Here is a 20,690-nt window from a genome sequence, read left to right on the forward strand (position 1 = left end):
CCTTCAGTCGATCCGGCCGGCGCGGGCCAGCACGGCGTTGAGCAGGACGTCGGCGCCCTGGGCGGCGTGGGCGGGGATCACGTCCTCGGCCTCGTTGTGGCTCAGGCCGCCGACGCAGGGGATGAACACCATCGCGGTCGGGCAGCTGCGCGCCAGGTGGATGGCGTCGTGGCCGGCGCCGCTGACGATGTCCTGGTGCGAGTAACCCAGCGCCCGCACCGCCTCGCGCACGTGGCCGACGCAATCGGCGTCGAAGGGCGTGGCCGGGCTGAGCCAGTGCAGGCCGGCCTCCAGCGCCAGCCCGCGGCGGGCGGCGATGGCCTCCAGCAGCGCACGCGCCTCCTGCTCCATGGCGCCTATCACCTCGTCCTGGTGGTGGCGCAGGTCGATGGTGAAGTCCACCTGCCCGGCGATGGTGTTGCGCGAGGACTTGGCGATCGCCAGCTGGCCCACGGTCACCAGGCCATGGGGCGCGAAGCGCTGGGCCAGCGCCTCCAGCGCCTGGATCATCTCGGCGGCGCCGAACAGCGCGTCGTGGCGCAGCGGCATCGGCGTGGTGCCGGCATGGGCGGCCTGGCCGCCCACGCGCACGTCCAGCCAGCGGATGGCCTGGCCGCCGGTGACCACGCCGACGTCGACGGCGTTGTCCTCCAGGATCGGGCCCTGCTCGATGTGCGCCTCGAAGTAGGCATCCAGCCGGCGCCCCAGCGGCAGGTCGCCCTGCCAGCCGAGCGCCCGAAGGGCCTCGCCGACGCTGATGCCCTCGGCATCCCGGGCGTTCAGCGCGGCGTCCAGCGCCATGGCGCCGGTGAAGGCCGCCGAGCCGAGCATGGCCGGGGTGAAGCGCGCGCCTTCCTCGTTGGTCCAGACCGCGACCTCCAGCGGGCGGCGGGTGCAGATGCCCCGGTCATTCAGGCTGCGCAGCACTTCCAGCCCGGCGAGCACGCCGTACACGCCGTCGAAGCGGCCCCCCTCGGGCTGGGTGTCGAGGTGGCTGCCCATCACCACGGGGTCCAGGCCATCGTCCTCGCCGGCGCGGCGGGCGAACAGGTTGCCCACCGCGTCGCGGCGCAGGCCCAGGCCGGCGTCGCGGCACCAGCCTTCGAACAGCTCGCGGCCGTGGCGGTCCTCTTCCGAAAGCGCCAGCCGGCGCGAACCGCCACGGGCGGTGGCGCCCACCCGGGCCATGTCCATCAGGCTCGCCCACAGGCGCTCGGCATCGATCTTCAGCATCAGGGTCTCCTTGGAGTCAGGCGGTGGCCGGCGCGGCGCGCACGCGCAGCCGGCGGTCGAGGCCGACGATGCACAGCAGCGAGAGGCCGGCCAGCAGGGAATAGAACAGCGCCAGGGGCAGCCACTGGCCGTCGAAGCGGTGCGCCAGCCAGGTGCCGACCAGCGGGGTGAGCCCGCCGGCGATGGCACCGCAGACCTGGTAGGCGATGGAGATCGCCGAATAGCGCACGCGGGTGTCGAACACCTCGCTGACGAACCCGGCGATCACCGAATAGAAGCTGGCCATGCACACCACGGCGGTGGCGATGCCGAGGATGATCGCCAGCGCATGGCCCTGGCTGACCAGCAGGAACATCGGATAGGGCGAGGCCACCGCCAGCAGCGCGGCCAGCTTGAGGAAGCGCGCCGCGCCCATGACTTCGGCCAGCCGCGCGGCCAGCGGCTGCACGCAGAGCTGGATGACCGCCACGTAGAACAGGCAGTCGAGGATCAGCGCGCGGTCGATGGCCAGGTTCTGCGTGGTGTAGGAAATCATGAAGGTGTTGGTGAAGTAGACGCCGGCGATGCCGATGGTGTTGGCGCCGATGCACAGCAGCAGCGGCCGCCAGGCGTTGCGCAGCACTTCCAGCGCCGGCAGCTTGTGCTGCCGGGCCTGCTGCTTCACCCGGGCGAACTCGGGGGATTCGTTGACGCCCAGGCGAATCGCCAGGCCCACCAGCAGCAGCGCCGAGCTGGCCAGGAACGGCAGGCGCCAGCCCCAGTCGAGGAAGGCCGCGCCGTCCAGGCTGGTGACGGCCTTGAATGCCAGCAGCGAGAGGATCAGCCCGGCCGGGCTGCCCAGCTGGGCGAAGGAGGCGAAGAAGGTGCGCCGGCCGCTGGGCGCGTGCTCGCCGGCCATCAGCACCGCCCCGCCCCACTCGCCGCCCACGGCGATGCCCTGGACGATGCGCAGCGCCACCAGCAGCACCGGCGCCAGCAGGCCGATCTGCCCGTAGGTCGGCAGCAGGCCGATGCACACGGTGGCCACGCCCATCATCACCAGGGTGACCAGCAGCGCTTTCTTGCGCCCGATGCGGTCGCCCAGGTGGCCGAAGATCAGCCCGCCCAGCGGGCGGGCGAAGAAGCCCACGGCGAAGGTGCCGAAGGCGGCCATGGTGCTGAGGAACTGGCTTTGCGAGGGGAAGAACAGGGTGCCGAACACCAGGGCGGCGGCGGTGGCGTAGATATAGAAGTCGTACCACTCGATCATGGTACCGATGAAGGCGGCCGTGGCGGCACGGACCGGCTGTGGCGCGGGTTGGGACATGTCAGGCTCCCGATCTTGTGGTTTGTTCTGGGCAGCGGCGGTAGGGCTCGGCGCTCTGCGGCGCCCGTGGAGTTATCGCCCCCGGCTGGATAATCAGTCAATTTTCTAATCATTATTCAAAGAATAATTTCTGCTTATAATCAGCGGATTGCCCACGGAGCCTCGCGATGGAACCCGGCCGCCACCTCAACGACCGCCTGGACTGGAACCTGCTGCGCACCTGGCTGGTGATCGGCCAGGAACGCAGCATCAGCCGCGCCGCCGCGCGCCTGCACCTGACCCAGCCGGCGGTCAGCCAGGCCCTGCGCCGCCTGGAGGAACAACTCGGCGCCGCGCTGGTGCAGCGGCGCGGGCCGCGCTTCGAGGTCACGGCGCTGGGCGAGGAGATCCTGCGCATCGCCGGCGACATCAACGGCAACGTCTCGCGCCTGGCCGCCGCCCTGGAGCAGCCGGCCGACCAGGTGGTGGGCAAGGTCCGCCTGCTGAGCATCAGCCGGATCCAGTCGGACTTCTACGACGGCTTCCTCGCCGACTTCCACCGCGCCCACCCCGGCGTGGAACTGGACATCGAGGTGATGCGCAGCGCCGACGTGCTCAGCGCGCTGCAGCAGAAGACCGCCACCCTCGGCCTGGCCCTGTGCCGCCAGCCCTCGCCGCGCCTGGAGCAGCGCGCCTTCCTGCGCCAGCGCTACGTGTTCCTCTGCGGCCGCCACCATCCGTTCTTCGGGCGCCGCGACCTGCGCCTGGCCGACCTGCAGGGCGAGAACTACGTGACCTTCACCAGCGACCAGATCGGCGAGGTGCTCTCGCCGCTGACCATCTTCCGCGACCAGCAGGGCTTCACCGGCAAGCTGGTGGCCTCCTCGCCCAGCCTGGAGGAAGTCCGCCGCCTGGTGCACTGCGGCTTCGGCATCGGCTGCCTGCCCCGGCACATAGTCGCCGACGACCTGGCCCAGGGCCGCCTCTGGGCGCTGCCGCCGGAGGACGGCGTGGCCAACGTGGACATCCACCTGCTGTGGAACCGCGAGCAGAAGCACACCCAGGCCGAGCGCTGCTTCCTCGGCGAACTGCTCAAGCGCATGGAACAGGTGCCGGTGGAACAGCGCCTCCTATCGTCCCCATAGCTGGAGCCGGCGCCCGCGACTCCCTACAATCGCCCGACGCTTCGAGGAGACCGCACGATGCTGATGGTGATTTCCCCCGCCAAGACCCTGGACTACGAGACCCCGCCGGTCACCGACCGCCACACCCTGCCGCTGCACCTGGACGATGCCCAGGAGCTGATCGGCGTGTTGCGCGAGATGACCCCGGCGCAGATCGGCAGCCTGATGAGCCTGTCGGACAAGCTCGCCGGCCTGAACGCCGCGCGCTACGCCAGCTGGCACCCCGACTTCAGCCCGGCCAACGCCAGGCAGGCGCTGCTGGCCTTCAAGGGCGACGTCTACACCGGCCTCGCCGCCGAGGACTTCGACGACGCCGACTTCGACTTCGCCCAGCGCCACCTGCGCATGCTGTCCGGCCTGTACGGCGTGCTGCGGCCGCTGGACCTGATGCAGCCCTACCGCCTGGAGATGGGCACCCGGCTGGCCAACGCCCGCGGCGCCAACCTCTACGAGTTCTGGGGCGAGCGCATCAGCGCCTGGCTCGGCCAGGACCTCGCCGAGCAGGGCGATGCCGTGCTGCTCAACCTGGCCTCCAACGAATACTTCGGCGCGGTGAAGCGCAAGGCGCTGGACGCCCGCATCATCGACACCGAGTTCAAGGACCTGAAGAACGGCCAGTACAAGATCATCAGCTTCTACGCCAAGAAGGCCCGCGGCCTGATGGCCCGCTACGTGATCAAGGAGCGCCTGACCGACCCCGAGGGCCTGAAGGACTTCGACTACGCCGGCTACCGCTTCGCCGCCGAGGCGTCCTCCGCCGACCGCCTGGTGTTCCTGCGCGACCAGCCCGACGCCTGATTCGCCCCCGAAAGTGGCGGCCAAACGGCCGCCACACCCTCCCCGCGCTACCGTCGATCCCCTTCCGGGCGCCCCGCGCCGTCGAATTACCCACACGGCGAAAATGGTCAAGGCTACCGTTCGTCGGTAACCGTGGGGACTTTGAAAAAAATTTTCTCGCCCCCGTGCGCCATCACCGCCGTGAAAAAGCGCCGGTTTTGCCATCGCGGATGTAATCCATTGGCCATTAAAAGCATCCCGCCATTACATGCAATTCAAGATTGCAAGTTGCACGAAATACCTTGAAACACCCTCCCGGGCATCCTGAACGGTAGCTGAACGAAGTGTAAAACGGCTGAATCACTGCGGAACTTTTCCCAGCCGTTGCATTTTGCAAGCCCGCCGAAAACGACGCTCGCGTTACAAGCTGATATCAAAAGCGCGCTCTTTGATGGCCAATGGATATTTAATTCCGACGGCCTCACAGGATGGGTGGCAGGAACTATCGAGCGGCGTCGAACATCCTACTTCCGCAACGCCCAATCATGGGTTTGTTGCCCATAACAGGTTTTTCGAAAACGCATCGAGCGGCGCTCGACGGCCTCGTTCAACCTGAATAATTTCAATGGCTTATGAAATTAATGCAGAACTCCAAAGCAAACTTTAGCGCATCGGAAGAGTGCAATTAGTTCTAACTTTGCAATCCTCCTGAAACATTAAAGTGCATGCCGCGGAACTCTGCCCGAATTGAGTGCAGAAAATTCGAGTCACTCACGGACTGCCTGAAGCGGCGCGCCTGAAAGGGGCGCCGCGACAAAAGGGAATTGGCCAGACGGCCAACTTTTAACAGCTCGACAAAGCAGAGGTGAATACGATGCGTATCAGCATCTTTGGTCTTGGCTACGTCGGTGCAGTATGCGCCGGTTGCCTGTCCGCCCGTGGTCACGAAGTGATCGGCGTGGACGTTTCCACCACCAAGATCGACCTGATCAACCGCGGCAAGTCGCCCATCGTCGAACCGGGGCTGGAGCCCCTGCTGGAACAGGGCATCCGCACCTCGCGGCTGTCGGGCACCACCGACTTCAAGCAGGCGGTGCTGGACAGCGACGTCTCCTTCATCTGCGTCGGCACCCCGAGCAAGAAGAACGGCGACCTGGACCTGGGCTACATCGAGAGCGTGTGCCGCGAGATCGGCTACGCCATCCGCGAGAAGGCCGGCCGCCACACCGTGGTGGTGCGCAGCACCGTGCTGCCGGGCACCGTGAAGAACGTGGTGATCCCGATCATCGAGGACTGCTCGGGCAAGCAGGCCGGCGTCGACTTCGGCGTCGGCACCAACCCGGAATTCCTCCGCGAGAGCACTGCGATCAAGGACTACGACTTCCCGCCCATGACCGTCATCGGCGAGCTGGACGCCCAGACCGGCGACCTGCTGGAGGAAATCTACCGCGAGCTGGACGCGCCGATCATCCGCAAGTCCATCGAGGTCGCGGAAATGATCAAGTACACCTGCAACGTCTGGCACGCGGCCAAGGTCACCTTCGCCAACGAGATCGGCAACATCGCCAAGGCCGTCGGCGTCGATGGCCGCGAGGTGATGGACGTGGTCTGCCAGGACCGCAAGCTGAACCTGTCGCGCTACTACATGAAGCCCGGCTTCGCCTTCGGCGGCTCCTGCCTGCCCAAGGACGTGCGCGCCCTCACCTACCGCGCCGGCCAGCTGGACGTCGAGCACCCGATGATCGGCTCGATCATGCGCAGCAACGCCTACCAGGTGCAGAAGGCCTTCGACATCATCACCGCCCACGGCAGCCGCAAGGTCGGCCTGCTCGGCCTGTCGTTCAAGTCCGGCACCGACGACCTGCGCGAAAGCCCGCTGGTGGAACTGGCCGAGATGCTCATCGGCAAGGGCTACGAGCTGCAGATCTTCGACCGCAACGTCGAGTACGCCCGCGTCCATGGCGCGAACAAGGAGTACATCGAGTCGAAGATCCCCCACGTCTCCTCGCTGCTGGTCTCCGACCTCGACCAGGTGGTGAAGACCTCCGACGTGCTGGTGCTGGGCAACGGCGACGAGCTGTTCGTCGACGTGGTGAACAAGGCGCCCGAGGGCAAGAAGGTGGTCGACCTGATCGGCTTCATGGCCCACGGCACCGACGAGCGCGCCGAAGGCATCTGCTGGTAAGCGCCTGAAAGTCGCTGGATCCCCGCGTTCGCGGGGATGACGGGGAAAGCCCGTCACTCCCGCGAACGCGGGAGCCCAGCGCCTCAGCCCTACGACGCGACTGACGGACCTCATCATGGACGCATACAAACGAGCCCTCGGCGAAGCCACCGGCTGGCTGGCCTTCCTCTGCCTGCTGATGGGCCTGGCGCTGCTCGTGCCGCCGACGGTGTTCGACCCCAATGCCCGCGACTTCCTGCTGATCATCGGCGCGGTGGGCATCTGGCGCTACTCCATGGGCGGCCTGCACTTCCTGCGCGGCATGCTCTTCCTGCACCTCGTCTACCCGCACTACAAGCGGCGCCTGCGCAAGCTCGGCAAGGCGGCGGACCCGTCCCACGTCTACCTGATGGTCACCAGCTTCCGCATCGACGCCATGACCACCTCCATGGTCTACCGCTCGGTGATCCAGGAGGCCATCGCCTGCGGCTACCCGACCACCGTGGTCTGCTCCATCGTCGAGATGTCCGACCAGGTGCTGATCAAGCAGCAGTGGCACAAGCTCAACCCGCCGGCCCACGTGAAGCTGGACTTCGTGCGCATCCCCGGCACCGGCAAGCGCGACGGCCTGGCCCACGGCTTCCGCGCCATCTCCCGGCACATGCCCGACGAAGGCTCGGTGGTGGCGGTGATCGACGGCGACACCGTGCTCGAACCCGGCGTGGTCAAGGCCACGGTGCCCTGGTTCAAGCTGTTCCCCCAGGTCGGCGGCCTGACCACCAACGAATTCTGCGAGGTGCAGGGCGGCTACGTGATGAGCCAGTGGCACAAGCTGCGCTTCGCCCAGCGCCACATCAACATGTGCTCCATGGCCCTGTCCAAGCGCGTGCTGACCATGACCGGGCGCATGTCGGTGTTCCGCGCCGCGGTGGTCACCGACCCCGACTTCATCGCCGACGTCGAGGCCGACCACCTGGACCACTGGCGCCTGGGGCGCTTCCAGTTCCTCACCGGCGACGACAAGTCCAGCTGGTACAGCCTGATGCGCCTGGGCTACGACACCTTCTACGTGCCGGACGCGGCCATCAACACCGTCGAGCACCCGCCGGAGAAGAGCTTCATCAAGGCCAGCCGCAAGCTGATGTTCCGCTGGTACGGCAACAACCTGCGGCAGAACTCCCGCGCCCTGGCCCTGGGCCCCCGGCGCCTGGGCTGGTTCACCACCGTGGTGCTGTTCGACCAGCGCCTGTCCATGTGGACCTGCCTGCTCGGCCTGGTGGCGGCGATCATCGCCAGCATCAAGTACAGCATCACCTTCCTGCTGGTGTACCTGCTGTGGATCGGCATCACCCGCCTGATCCTCACCCTGCTGCTGTCGCTGTCCGGCCACCCGATCGGCCCGGCCTACCCGCTGATCCTCTATTACAACCAGATCGTCGGCGCCCTGGTGAAGATCTACGTGTTCTTCCGCCTCGACCAGCAGTCCTGGACGCGCCAGAGCACCAAGCTCGACCGCGGCCTGAACAGCTACCAGCGCTGGTTCAACACCTGGTCCTCGCGCGCCATGACCTTCTCTGCCGCCAGTGTGTTCGTCGCCGTACTCCTGACGATCGTATGACCCCTTGAGCAACCGGCCCGCGGCCGATCCGACCCGTTTCGAACATAGGACCGACTTCATGAATACCGCCGTCAACGTCAACGTCGTGCACGAATCCGAAGCCCAGCGCCAGCACGCGCGGGTCAAGCTGCCCGCGCGCATCCGCTACATCGGCGCCAACCGCGAGGGCGTCGACGCAAGGCTGCTGGACCTTTCCGCCGGCGGCTTCGCCTTCACCGCCAGCGGCGCGCCGATCCAGGTCGGCGACATCCACAAGGGCAAGCTGCTGTTCCAGATCGACAGCATCAGCTTCGCCCTGGAGGTGGAGTTCCAGGTGCGCTCCTTCGACCCGGACAGCCGCCGCACCGGCTGCGAGTTCCAGCACCTGAAGCCGCGCGAGGTCGCCGCCCTGCGCTACCTGATCACCGCGTACCTGGCCGGCGAGGTGGTCAGCGTCGGCGACATGCTCAACACCCTGCAGCGCGAGAACTTCACCAAGGCCCGCAAGCACGGCGGCGCCGGCGGCGGCATGGGCTTCTTCGGCCGCGTCCGCGCGGTGACCCTGAGCACCGCCATCTTCGTGGTCGGCGTCGGCGCCTTCGCCTTCATCCTCAACCAGCTGTACAACCTGTACTTCGTCACCCATGCCGACTCCGGCGTGGTCAACATCCCCGCCCAGCAGATCACCATGCCCCGCGAGGGCACCGTGGACAGCCTGGTGCAGCTGGACGCCGACGTGGCCAAGGGCGCGCCCATCGCCACCTTCTCCACCAGCCTGCTGGACCTGCTCAAGGGCAACCTGTCCGACGAGCAGCTCAACCCCGGCAACATCGAGAAGCTCTTCGGCCACCAGCTCAAGGGCACCCTCACCAGCCCCTGCGACTGCCGGGTGATCGAGCAGCGCGTCGCCAACGGCCAGTACGCCAACAAGGGCGACGTGATCTTCACCCTGGCCCCGCGCGAGGCCAGCGCCACCGTCGAGGCGCGCTTCGCCTATCGCAACGCCGCCGAGCTCTCGCCGGGCACCCTGGTGCACTTCCAGGTCGCCGGCGACAGCGAGGTGCGCAGCGGCCGCATCCTGCGCACCGCGCCGGTGGATGGCGACCTGTCCTCGGAAATCCGTGCGCAGATCCAGCCCGAGCAGCCGCTGGACAGCCAGCTCGCCGGGCGCCCGGCGGAAGTCAGCATCGGCGGCCTGCCCGGCCGCACCCTGCTGAACAAGGCCATGGCCATGGCCACCGCGCGCTGAGGACCCAAGCATGAACGCCATCGCCCACCATCCGCTGCGCGGCGCCGCCCTGGCCCTGGCCATCGGCCTGGCCGCCGGCTGCGCCGGCCTGCCGGACCAGCGCCTGGCCGACGAGGCCATGGCCCGCGGCGACATCGCCACCGCCCAGGCCAACTACCAGGCCCTGGCCACCCTCGGCTACACCGACGCGCAGATCGGCCTGGCCGACATGCAGGCCGCCAGCGGCGACAGCGCCGCCCAGGCCAAGGCCGAGAAGCTCTACCGCGACGCGGCCGAGACCTCGCCGCGGGCCCGCGCGCGCCTGGGCAAGTGGCTGGCGGCCAAGCCCGGCGCCAGCGACGCCGAGCACCGCGAGGCCGAGCAACTGCTCAACCGCGCCTTCGACGAAGGCGAGGACAGCGCCCTGGTGCCGCTGATCGTGCTCTACCTGCAGTACCCGCAGGCCTGGCCGGGGGTCAACCCGCAGCAGCGCATCGACCAGTGGCGCGCCCAGGGCCTGCCCCAGGCGGACCTGGCGCAGATCATCCTGTACCGCACCCAGGGCACCTACAACCAGCACCTGGGCGAGATCGAGCAGGTCTGCCAGCGCTGGCTGACGCGCATGGACGTGTGCTGGATGGAGCTGGCCACGGTCTACCAGGTGCAGGGCGACGCGGACAAGCAGAAGGCCCACCTCGACCGCCTGCGCGCCGCGCACAAGGCCGGCCGGGTGCCGCCCGAGCGCGTGGAATCGGTGGCCCAGGTGCTGGCCGACGCCGACCTCGGCAAGCCCGACCCGCAGACCGCCCAGGCCCTGCTCGGCGAACTGGCGCCGAGCTATCCCGCGGCCTGGGTCGACCTCGCCAAGCTGCAGTACGACTACCCCGAGCTGGGCGACGTCGACCAGATGCTCGACTACCTGAAGAAAGCCCAGGACGCCGCCCAGCCGCGCGCCGAGCTGCTGCTGGGGCGCCTGTACTACGACGGCAAGTGGATGCCCCAGGACCCGCAGAAGGCCGAGCAGCACCTGCTCAAGGCCGCCGCCAGCGAGCCCCAGGCACACTACTACCTGGGGCAGATCTACCGCCGCGGCTTCCTCGGCAAGGTCTACCCGCAGAAGGCCGCCGACCACCTGCTGATCGCCGCCCGCGCAGGCCAGGCCAGCGCCGACATGGCCCTGGCCCAGCTCTGGTCGCAAGGCCGCGGCGTGCAGCCCAACCGCGTCAACGCCTACGTCTTCGGCACCCTGGCGCAGCGCCAGCAGATACCCCAGGCCGGCGACCTGATGAGCGAACTGCAACCGCAGCTGCAGCCGGCTGAACTGAGCCAGGCGCAGCAACTGCTCAAGCGCGAGGAACAGGCCCGCGGCGCCAACTGGCAGGCCACCGTCAGCCTCATGCAGAACGAACAGGAACAAGAAAGCCTATGAAGCGCCCCGACCCGACCTCCGCCCCGCTCCTCCAACCGATCCGCCTGGCCCGCGCCATCCGCCGCGCCCGGCTGTTCCCGGCGATGCTCGGCGCCGGCATGAGCCTGGCCGGCACCCTGCTGGCCACCGGCGCCTGGGCCGACGACACGCCGCCGAAGAACTACGGCATCGACATCAAGATCACCGCCGAGTCCGAGGACGACCGCGACCTGGGCACCGCCCACGGCGGCGACCTCAACGGCATCGGCATCGACCTGCGGCCCTGGGCCTTCGGCCAGTGGGGGCAGTGGAGCGCCTACGTGATGGGCCAGGCGGTGGCCGCCACCGACACCATCCAGACCGACACCCTGCAGTCCGACGAAGTCGACGCCAGCGGCCGCGACAGCAGCGACGACAAGCGCGAGCCGGACGACGCCTACCTCGCCCTGCGCGAGTTCTGGGTGGACTACGCCGGCCTCACCCAGTACCCCGGCGAGCACCTGCGCTTCGGCCGCCAGCGCCTGCGCGACGACAGCGGCATGTGGCAGGACACCAACATCGAGGCGCTGAACTGGACCTTCGACACCACCCTGCTGCGCGCCCACCTGGGCGCCGCCCAGCGCTTCTCCGAGTACCGCACCGACATCACCGACCTGGCGCCGGAAGACGAGGACCGCACCCACCTGTTCGGCGACATCTCCACGCAGTGGGCGCCGCACCACTGGGTGGGCCTGCGCCTGCACCACAGCGACGACAGCGGCAACCTGCCGGACCCGGGCGAGACCATCGACTCGCTGGACAAGCGCTCCACCGGCGACCTCACCTGGGTCGGCGTCGAGGCCAACGGCGACGGCTACAACTACCGTTCGCAGATGCCGCTGAACTACTGGGCCAGCGCCACCTGGCTGACCGGCAACCGCGACCGCCTGACCAGCGCCGCGGTGGACGGCGAGCGCGTGGCCACCGGCAAGCAGAGCGGCGACGTCAACGCCTACGGCATCGACCTGGGCCTGCGCTGGAACATCGACGAGCAATGGCGCGCCGGCGTCGGCTACGCCCGCGGCAGCGGCGGCGGCCACGACGGCGAGGACCAGTACGAGCAGACCGGCCTGCAGAGCAACCGCTCCAACTTCACCGGCACCCGCGCCCGCGTGCACCGCTTCGGCGAGGCCTTCCGCGGCGAGCTTTCCAACCTGCAGGACGCCACCCTGTTCGGCGCCTGGCAGCTGCGCGACGACTACGACGCCAGCGTCGTGTACCACAAGTTCTGGCGCGTGGACGGCGACTCGGACATCGGCAACAGCGGCATCAGCGCGCCGCTGGAGAACAACTCCAAGGATATCGGCCAGGAAGTCGACCTGGTGGTCACCAAGTACTTCAAGCAGGGCCTGCTGCCCGCCTCGATGAGCCAGTACATCGACGAGCCCTCGGCCCTGGTGCGCTTCCGCGGCGGCGTGTTCAAGCCCGGCGACGCCTACGGCAGCCACGTCGACTCGACGATGCACCACGCCTTCGTCGATTTCATCTGGCGCTTCTGAGGATCAGGGCGATGCGAGCTGGCAGTCACTGGTTCCCCGCGTTCGCGGGGATGACGGAACAACCCTCCCGCGTGCGAACGGGCACGGGGAGCGCGGGGGCTCGCATCCCCCGCCCGGCGACCGTCACTCCCGCGCACGCGGGGAACCAGCGCCTTCCGGCTCCACGCCCACAGGGAGAACCCACCATGAACCGCCATCCGCTCCCCCTGGCCGCCCTGCTGCTCGGCGGCCTGCTGGCCGCCACGGGCCCCGCCTGGGCCTCGACCCCGGCGGCCAACGCCAAGGATGCCGAGGCCAGCGAGCAGCCCTCGCCGGCCAACCAGCCCGGCCACGTCCAGGGCCTCAAGGAAACCGGCAACTACACGGTCACCGCGCTGCCCGAGGGCCCGCTGCACCTGGAGCCGCCGAAGCTGCCCGACCTCTCCGGCTACACCGCCGAGGCGGTGGCGAAGAAGATCGTGCGCAAGCCCGGCGGCAAGGCCGTGGTGCAACGCATGGTGCAGCAGCAACCGCTGAAGGAATTCACCGGCGGGCAGAACCGCCTGGCCGAGTGGGTGAAGCGCCAGCGGCAGATGCCCCAGGCCATCTTCATCGAGGGCGGCTACGTCAACCTCGCGCAGCTCGCCGGCAAGCTCGGCAAGGCGCTGGAGCAGGTCGAGCCCGGCGTGTTCGTCGCCCGCCTGCCGATCGTGGTCAGCCAGGGCGCGACCCTCGAGGTCGACGGCAAGGTCAAGGAGCTGCGCCTGTCCCAGGACCGCGGCGCCTTCCTGGTCAACGACGGCAAGCTGTTCGTGCGCAACACCAAGGTCACCGCCTGGAACGAGGCGAAGGGCGAGCCGGCCTGGTTCAAGAGCCCCAACGAGTTCCGCCCCTTCCTGGTGTCCTGGGGCGGCGCCGAGGCGTACCTGGTCGACAGCACCTTTACCAGCTTCGGCTACAACGCCTCCAAGGCCTACGGCATCTCCATCTCGCAGTACAGCCCGGGCATGGACAAGACCATGAAGCGCCCGCGGCCCAAGGGCTGGGTGATCGGCTCCACCTTCGTCGACAACTGGTACGGCTTCTACTGCTACGAGGCCGACGACCTGGTGGTGCGCGGCAACACCTACCGCGACAACGTCATCTACGGCATCGACCCGCACGACCGTTCGCACCGCCTGATCATCGCCGAGAACACCGTGTACGGGACGAAGAAGAAGCACGGCATCATCGTCTCGCGGGAGGTCAACGACAGCTGGATCTTCCACAACAAGACCTACGACAACCACCTCTCCGGCATCGTCCTGGACCGTAACTCCGAACGTAACCTGGTGGCCTACAACGAGGTGTACCGCAACCACTCCGACGGCATCACCCTGTACGAGAGCGGCGACAACCTCATCTACGGCAACCAGGTGCTGGGCAACCGCCGCCACGGCATCCGCATCCGCAACAGCGTGAACATCCGCCTGTACGAGAACCTCGCCGCCGGCAACCAGCTGCTGGGCGTGTACGGGCACATCAAGGACCTGTCCAACACCGACCGCAACATCGACCTCGACCCCTTCGACACCAAGGTGTCGCTCATCGTGGTCGGCGGCAAGCTGGTCGGCAACGGCTCCGGCCCGCTGTCGGTGGATTCGCCGCTGTCGCTGGAACTCTACAAGGTGGCCATGCTCGGCCCGACCAAATCCTCCGGCATCAGCTTCAACGGCGTGCTCGGCGAGAAGCAGGACCAGATCCTCGACCTGCTCGTGCGCCAGCAGCGCGCCGTGCTGATCGACCCCGTGGAAAGCCAGGCCGAACTGCAGAATTGAGGACCCGTACCATGACCATCCGCCCCCATCATCTGCTGCGCCTGTCGAGCCTCGCCGCCGGCCTGCTGCTGGCCCACGGTGCTCTCGCCGCCGGCGCCGCCGACGCGCCGACCTACAGCGCCCTGCCCGCGGCCGGCCTGTGCCCGGCCGCGGCCGACGACAAGGCCTACAACACCAAGTACCTGGGCTTCTTTACCCACCTGGTGCCGGCCCAGGAAGACTGGCTGTTCCGCACCACCTACGACCTGCGCACCGACTTCGGCACCACGCCCGAGGGCTGGCGCGAACTCAAGGCGCTGAACGAGGCGCTCAGGCGCCGCGGCGTCGAGCTGATGGTGGTCTACCAGCCTACCCGCGGCCTCATCAACCGCGAGAAGCTCAGCCCCGAAGAGAAGGCCAGCTTCAACTACGAACTGGCGAAGAAGAACTACCTGGCGACCATCGCCAAGTTCCGCGAGGCCGGCATCTACACCCCGGACTTCTCGCCGCTGTTCGACGAGAAGGAAGCGCACCCCTACTACTTCAAGGGCGACCACCACTGGACGCCCTACGGCGCCATGCGCAGCGCGAAGATCGCCGCCGAAACCCTGAAAGAGATGCCCGCCTACGCCGACATCCCGAAGAAGGAATTCGAAAGCAAGCGCGTGGGCCTGCTGTCCAAGCTCGGCACCTTCCACAAGGCCGCCGCGCAGCTGTGCGGCAGCAGCTACGCGCCGCAGTACGTCGACCGCTTCGAGACCGAGCCGGTGGGCGACAGCGGCGGCGGCGACCTGTTCGGCGACGGCGGCGACCCGCAGGTGGCGGTGGTCGGCACCTCCAACAGCGGCCCGGCGTACAACTTCGTCGGCTTCCTGGAGCAGTACGGCAAAGTCGACATCCTCAACAACGCCGTCTCCGGCGGCGGCTTCGACAGCTCGCTGCTGGCCTACCTGACCAGCAAGGAATTCCACGACAAGCCGCCGAAGATCCTGGTCTGGGAATTCGCCACCCACTACGACATGGCGCAGAAGAGCTTCTACCGCCAGGCCATGCCCCTGGTGGCCAACGGCTGCGCCGAGCAGAAGGCCGTGCTCAGCCGCAAGGTCAAGCTGCACGCCGGGCGCAACGAGGTGCTGCTCAACAGCGGCGCGCTGCCGATCCGCAGCGGCAGCTACACCGCCGACGTCACCTACAGCGACCCGGGCATCCACGAACTGAAGAACACCGTCTGGTACATGAACGGCCGCCGCGAGCAGCTGAAGATCGAGCAGTCCAAGGCCGTGGACACCGGCGGGCGCTACGTCTTCGAGCTGCGCAACGACGAGGACTGGCCGGACCAGCAGTTCCTCTCCCTGGAAATCGAGGCGCCCGACGACATGCCGGCCGGCCTCGAGGTCGAGGCGAAGCTGTGCCAGACGCCGCAGATCAAGGCCACCGACAGCCGCGTGGCCGGGAGGTAGAACCATGTCCATCCAGCGACTTTCCCGCAGCAAGGCCCTGCGCCTGCTCTGGCCGGCCATGGCCCTGGGCAGCCTGGCCAGCCTGTACGGCCAGAGCAGCCAGGCCGCCGACCTGGTGCCGCCGCCGGGCTACTTCGCCGCGGTCGGCGAGCGCAAGGGCGACGCCGACAGCTGCCCGGCGGTGCCCGCGCCCTACACCGGCTCGCTGCAGTTCACCAGCAAGTACGAGGGCTCCGACTCGGCGCGCGCCACCCTCAACGTGGCCGCCGAGGGCAGGTTCCGCGAGCAGATCAAGGACATCACCGACATGGAGCGCGGCACCACCAAGCTGATCACCCAGTACATGCGCAGCGGCCACAAGGGCGACCTGGACTGCGCGCTGAACTGGCTGACCACCTGGGCCCGGGCCGATGCGCTGGAAAGCGCCGACTTCAACCACACCGGCAAGTCCATGCGCAAATGGGCCCTGGGCAGCCTGTCCTCGTCCTACCTGCGCCTGAAGTTCTCCAGCAGCCGCCCGCTGGCGGCCTACCCGCAGCAGGCGGCGCAGATCGAGCAGTGGTTCGGCAAGCTCGGCACCCAGGTGGTCAGCGACTGGAGCAACCTACCGCTGAAGAAGATCAACAACCACAGCTACTGGGCGGCCTGGTCGGTGATGTCCACCGCCGTGGTGACCAACCGCCGCGACCTGTTCGACTGGTCGGTGCGCGAGTTCAAGGTGGCGGCCAGCCAGGTCGACGCCCAGGGCTACCTGCCCAACGAACTCAAGCGCCGCCAGCGCGCCCTGTCCTACCACAACTACAGCCTGCCGCCGCTGGCGATGATCGCCGCCTTCGCCCAGGTCAACGGCGTGGACCTGCGCCAGGAGAACGGCGGCGCGCTGCAGCGCCTGGCCGAGCGGGTGATGCAGGGCGTGAACGACCAGCAGGACTTCGACCGCCGGACCGGCAACGACCAGGACATGACCGACCTGAAGGAAAACAGCAAGTTCGCCTGGCTGGAGCCCTACTGCGCCCTCTACAGCTGCGCGCCGAAGACCCAGGACTGGCGCAGGAAGATGGAGCCGTTCAACAGCTTCCGCCTGGGGGGCGACGTGACCAGGGTGTTCAACCGCGGCAACGGCAGCTGAGGCAACGGCGGATAACCGCGAACGGTTATTCGCCCTACGTTCGGACTGCCCCCTGGCGTAGGGCGAATAACGCTCCGCGTTATCCGCCGCCTGACCGCCCTTCCCGCACACGCGGGGCCCAGCGATACCCCGACCCAAGCGCACAAGACGCCGGGCGGGCGCACCACCTTAGCGACACAACGGGGAGGAACTGGCGGGTGACACCGGCCTTTTCCTTGCGCGCCGCACGGCGCCGGAAGGGCTGGAGCCACCCAGGGTACGAAGCTCCAGAGCGAGACGGGCAATGGTCTTTTCTTCCAACGTGTTCCTGTTCCTGTTCCTGCCGATCTTCCTCGGCCTGTACTACCTGAGCGGGAACCGCTACCGCAACCTGTTGCTGCTGGTGGCCAGCTACATCTTCTACGCCTGGTGGCGGGTGGACTTCCTCGCCCTGTTCGCCGGGGTGACGCTGTTCAACTACTGGATCGGCCTGCGCATCGGCGCGGCCGGCGTGCGCACCCTGGCGGCCAAACGCTGGCTGATCCTCGGCGTGGTGGTCGACCTGGCCGTGCTGGGCTACTTCAAGTACGCCAACTTCGGCGTCGACAGCCTCAACCAGATCATCACCTCGTTCGGCATGCAGCCCTTCGTGCTCACCCACATCCTGCTGCCCATCGGCATCAGCTTCTACACCTTCGAGTCGATCAGCTACATCATCGACGTGTACCGCGGCGACACCCCGGCCACGCGCAACCTCATCGACTTCGCCGCCTTCGTGGCGATCTTCCCGCACCTGATCGCCGGCCCCGTGCTGCGCTTCAAGGACCTGGTCGACCAGTTCAACCACCGCACCCACACCCTCGACAAGTTCGCCGAAGGCTGCACCCGCTTCATGCAGGGCTTCGTCAAGAAGGTGTTCATCGCCGACACCCTGGCGGCCCTGGCCGACCACTGCTTCGCCCTGCAGGACCCGACCACCGGCGACGCCTGGCTGGGCGCGCTGGCCTACACCGCGCAGCTGTACTTCGACTTCTCCGGCTACAGCGACATGGCCATCGGCCTGGGCCTGATGATGGGCTTCCGCTTCATGGAGAACTTCAACCAGCCCTACATCAGCCAGTCCATCACCGAGTTCTGGCGGCGCTGGCACATCAGCCTGTCCACCTGGCTGCGCGACTACCTGTACATCAGCCTGGGCGGCAACCGCGGCAGCACCTTCCAGACCTACCGCAACCTGATCCTGACCATGCTGCTGGGCGGCCTGTGGCACGGCGCCAACGTCACCTACATCATCTGGGGCGCCTGGCACGGCGTATGGCTGGCCATCGAGCGCGCCCTGGGGGTGAACGCCGCGCCGCGCGCGCTCAACCCGCTGAAGTGGGCCTTCACCTTCCTGCTGGTGATCGTCGGCTGGGTGATCTTCCGCGCCGAGAACCTGCACGTGGCCTGGCGCATGTACGAGGCCATGTTCAGCTTCGGCGACTGGAGCCTGTCCGAGCAGAGCCGCGCCAGCCTCACCGGCCTGCAGGTGGGCACCCTGGTGGTGGCCTACGTGGTGCTGGCCATCTTCGGCCTGCGCCAGTTCTACAACCAGCCGCTGCAGGCCAAGGCGCCGAAGGCCGCGGCCAAGGCCGACGAAGTCGCCGCCGACGGCCCGGCCAGCGCCCAGCCGCGCAGCCCGCAGGACGCCGAGGGCGACCCGGCGGCCATCGCCTACTCGCGCAGCGGCGCCGCGGTGTACCGCCCGCACTGGCTCACCCAGCTGCCCGTGCTGGCCACCCGCGCGGCACTGCTGGCGCTGTTCGCCGCCTCGGTGCTGAAGCTCTCCGCGCAGAGCTACTCGCCCTTCCTCTACTTCCAGTTCTGAGCGAGGCCGGACCATGCAACCGACTATCTCCAGACCCCTGCAATACGCCTACGTCGCCGCCTTCGGCGCTCTGCTGGTCGGCCTGGCCGGCTGGTCGCTGAAGGCCTTCCCGAGCTTCGCCGCCGCCGAAGGCACCAGCGTGCTCAACGGCAAGCTGGCCCACGCCTTCGAAGGCCACTACGACGACCAGTTCCCCATCAAGCGCCTGGGCACCAACCTCTGGGCCGCGCTGGACTATGCCCTGTTCGACGAAGGCCGCCCGGGCGTGGTGATCGGCAAGGACGGCTGGCTGTACACAGACGAAGAATTCAAGCCGGCGCCCAGCCTGACCCAGCTGGACGACAACTGGGCCCTGGTGCGCGGCGTGCAGCAGGAGCTGGAGCGCCGCGGCGTGAAGCTGGTGCTGGCGATCATCCCGGCCAAGGCGCGCATCTACCCCGAGTACCTCGGCAAGGAACAGCCGGCGCAGCTGCACGTCGGGCTCTACGACGAGTTCCTGCAGCGCGCCCGCCAGGCCGGCATGGCCGCGCCCAAGCTGCTGGAGACATTGGAGCAGGCCAAGAACAACGGCCAGGTGTTCCTGCGCACCGACACCCACTGGACGCCGCTGGGCGCCGAGGCCGTGGCCCAGCGCCTGGCCCAGAGCATCCGCGAGGGGCAGAACCTCGACCTGCCGCAGCAGACCTTCATCACCGACGCCAGCAAGGCCGCGCCGCACAAGGGCGACCTGCTGACCTTCCTGCCCCTGGACCCGCTGTTCAGCGACCTGCTGCCGGCGCCGGACCAGCTGCAGGCGCGCCAGACCCACCCGGCCGAAGACGCCGCGGCCGGCGGCGACCTGTTCGGCGACGGCGCCGAGCCGCAGGTGGCCCTGGTGGGCACCAGCTACAGCGCCAACCCCCACTGGAACTTCGCCGGCGCCCTCAAGCAGGCGCTGTCCACCGACCTGATCAACTACGCCAAGGAAGGCAAGGGCCCCCTCGAACCCATGCTCGAACTGCTCAAGGACCCGGGCTTCCAGCAGAAGCCGCCGCGCCTGCTGGTGTGGGAATTCCCCGAACGCTACCTGCCGATGCACAGCGACCTCAGCCAGTTCGATGCCGACTGGCTGGCCCAGCTGCGCGCGGCCGGCAACCGTGACGAACGCCTGGCGGCCAACCCGCCGGGCCTGACCGCGGCGCACTGAGCGCCACGCAAAGGGCGCCAGCGCGCCCCATGAAAAAGTGAAGACGGAGGTACACCCCATGACTCGTTCCAAGACCCTCGGCTGGAAGTCCCCCGCCCTGGCACTGGCCCTGGGCCTGGCCGCCTTCGGCGCCCACGCCGGCGAAGCCGCCCTCTACGGCCCGCAGGCGCCCAAGGGCTCGGCCTTCGTGCGGGCCTACAACGCCGGCAACAGCGAACTCTCGGTGAGCGTCGGCAACGCCCAGCTCAACGACGTCTCGCCCCTGGGCTCCAGCGACTTCAAGTTCCTGCCGCCGGGCAACTACACCGCCAAGGTCGGCAGCCAGAGCCTGCCGGTGAAGCTCGACCCGGACGCCTACTACACCCTGGTCAGCCAGCCCGGCGGCCAGCCCAAGCTGGTGCCCGAGCCGCCCTTCAAGAACAAGCAGAAGGCCCTGGTGCGCGTGCAGAACCTCAGCGGCCAGGCGCTGACCCTGAAGACCGCCGACGGCAAGACCGAGGTGGTCGGCAACGTCGCCCCGCAGAGCCACGGCGACCGCGAGATCAACCCGGTGAAAGTGAACCTGGCGCTGTTCGAGGGCGGCAAGAAGGTCAGCGACCTCAAGCCCGTCACCCTGGAGCGCGGCGAAGTGGTGTGCCTGTACGTCACCGGCGAGGGCGGCAAGCTGTCGCCGGTGTGGGTCAAGCGGCCGGTGAAGGCGGACTGAGGCTCATCCGCTCATGACATATCGGCGCGAAGTCCGCTCCCTCTCCCCCCGCCCTCTCCCTGAAGGGAGAGGGAGCTATCCGTGCAAGCGGAAAGCTCTGTGCGAACCGGCGAGCGAGGTGGCTCTCCTTCACGCCGAACAGCCCCCACAAAAAATCACCAAAAAGAACACCAC

General features: G+C 68.0%; 15 protein-coding genes. 13 read left to right on the plus strand and 2 right to left on the minus strand.

All coding sequences use genetic code 11. The features are described 5' to 3' along the window. Window positions 1–3: 3 nt before the first annotated feature. Together CHC02_RS00550 and CHC02_RS00555 are read right to left on the minus strand one after the other, a co-directional pair. Window positions 4–1,233 (minus strand): Zn-dependent hydrolase, encoded by a 1,230-nt coding sequence (locus CHC02_RS00550; RefSeq protein ID WP_089389573.1) that lies wholly within the window; start codon window positions 1,231–1,233, stop codon window positions 4–6. 16 nt (window positions 1,234–1,249) lie between these two features. Then, a complete protein-coding gene (locus CHC02_RS00555; protein ID WP_089389574.1) occupies window positions 1,250–2,539 on the minus strand; it encodes an MFS transporter in 1,290 nt (429 codons plus the stop codon). Between the two features lie 167 nt (window positions 2,540–2,706). Between CHC02_RS00555 and CHC02_RS00560 the strand changes: the two genes are divergently transcribed. The 13 genes from CHC02_RS00560 (at window position 2,707) to algF (ending at window position 20,516) form a co-directional block, all read left to right on the plus strand. Further along, entirely contained in the window at window positions 2,707–3,663 is a 957-nt protein-coding gene (locus CHC02_RS00560) for a LysR family transcriptional regulator (protein WP_089389575.1), read from the plus strand. A 57-nt stretch (window positions 3,664–3,720) separates the two neighbouring features. Beyond that, entirely contained in the window at window positions 3,721–4,500 is a 780-nt protein-coding gene (gene yaaA / locus CHC02_RS00565) for a peroxide stress protein YaaA (protein WP_089389576.1), read from the plus strand. Between the two features lie 853 nt (window positions 4,501–5,353). Then, window positions 5,354–6,664 carry a GDP-mannose 6-dehydrogenase gene (algD, locus tag CHC02_RS00570; RefSeq protein ID WP_089389577.1) on the plus strand — a complete coding sequence of 437 codons (1,311 nt, stop codon included), beginning with the start codon at window positions 5,354–5,356 and terminating at the stop codon, window positions 6,662–6,664. 112 nt (window positions 6,665–6,776) lie between these two features. Further along, window positions 6,777–8,261 carry a mannuronan synthase gene (gene alg8 / locus CHC02_RS00575; RefSeq protein ID WP_089389578.1) on the plus strand — a complete coding sequence of 495 codons (1,485 nt, stop codon included), beginning with the start codon at window positions 6,777–6,779 and terminating at the stop codon, window positions 8,259–8,261. A 58-nt stretch (window positions 8,262–8,319) separates the two neighbouring features. Further along, complete coding sequence (locus CHC02_RS00580; RefSeq protein ID WP_089389579.1) at window positions 8,320–9,489, plus strand: alginate biosynthesis protein Alg44; 1,170 nt, start codon at window positions 8,320–8,322, stop codon at window positions 9,487–9,489. Between the two features lie 10 nt (window positions 9,490–9,499). Next, complete coding sequence (algK, locus tag CHC02_RS00585) at window positions 9,500–10,897, plus strand: alginate biosynthesis TPR repeat lipoprotein AlgK (protein ID WP_089389580.1); 1,398 nt, start codon at window positions 9,500–9,502, stop codon at window positions 10,895–10,897. A gap of 83 nt (window positions 10,898–10,980) precedes the next feature. Further along, the gene (locus CHC02_RS00590) at window positions 10,981–12,414 is read left to right on the plus strand and encodes an alginate export family protein (protein WP_089389835.1); all 1,434 of its coding nucleotides are present in this window, start codon (window positions 10,981–10,983) and stop codon (window positions 12,412–12,414) included. Between the two features lie 185 nt (window positions 12,415–12,599). Then, window positions 12,600–14,210, plus strand: coding sequence for a mannuronan 5-epimerase AlgG (algG, locus tag CHC02_RS00595; RefSeq protein WP_089389581.1), 1,611 nt, complete (start codon window positions 12,600–12,602; stop codon window positions 14,208–14,210). A gap of 11 nt (window positions 14,211–14,221) precedes the next feature. Next, a complete protein-coding gene (locus CHC02_RS00600) occupies window positions 14,222–15,649 on the plus strand; it encodes an alginate O-acetyltransferase (protein ID WP_089389582.1) in 1,428 nt (475 codons plus the stop codon). A 58-nt stretch (window positions 15,650–15,707) separates the two neighbouring features. Next, window positions 15,708–16,778, plus strand: coding sequence for a mannuronate-specific alginate lyase (locus CHC02_RS00605; RefSeq protein ID WP_425262390.1), 1,071 nt, complete (start codon window positions 15,708–15,710; stop codon window positions 16,776–16,778). 283 nt (window positions 16,779–17,061) lie between these two features. Further along, entirely contained in the window at window positions 17,062–18,624 is a 1,563-nt protein-coding gene (locus CHC02_RS00610) for an MBOAT family O-acyltransferase (RefSeq protein WP_089389584.1), read from the plus strand. A gap of 13 nt (window positions 18,625–18,637) precedes the next feature. Continuing rightward, window positions 18,638–19,810, plus strand: coding sequence for an alginate O-acetyltransferase (locus CHC02_RS00615; RefSeq protein ID WP_089389585.1), 1,173 nt, complete (start codon window positions 18,638–18,640; stop codon window positions 19,808–19,810). Window positions 19,811–19,868: 58 nt separating this feature from the next. Next, a complete protein-coding gene (algF, locus tag CHC02_RS00620; RefSeq protein WP_043273119.1) occupies window positions 19,869–20,516 on the plus strand; it encodes an alginate O-acetyltransferase AlgF in 648 nt (215 codons plus the stop codon). The last annotated feature ends 174 nt before the right edge of the window (window positions 20,517–20,690 follow it).

The sequence above is a fragment of the Pseudomonas delhiensis genome (assembly GCF_900187975.1).
Classification (GTDB): domain Bacteria; phylum Pseudomonadota; class Gammaproteobacteria; order Pseudomonadales; family Pseudomonadaceae; genus Pseudomonas; species Pseudomonas delhiensis.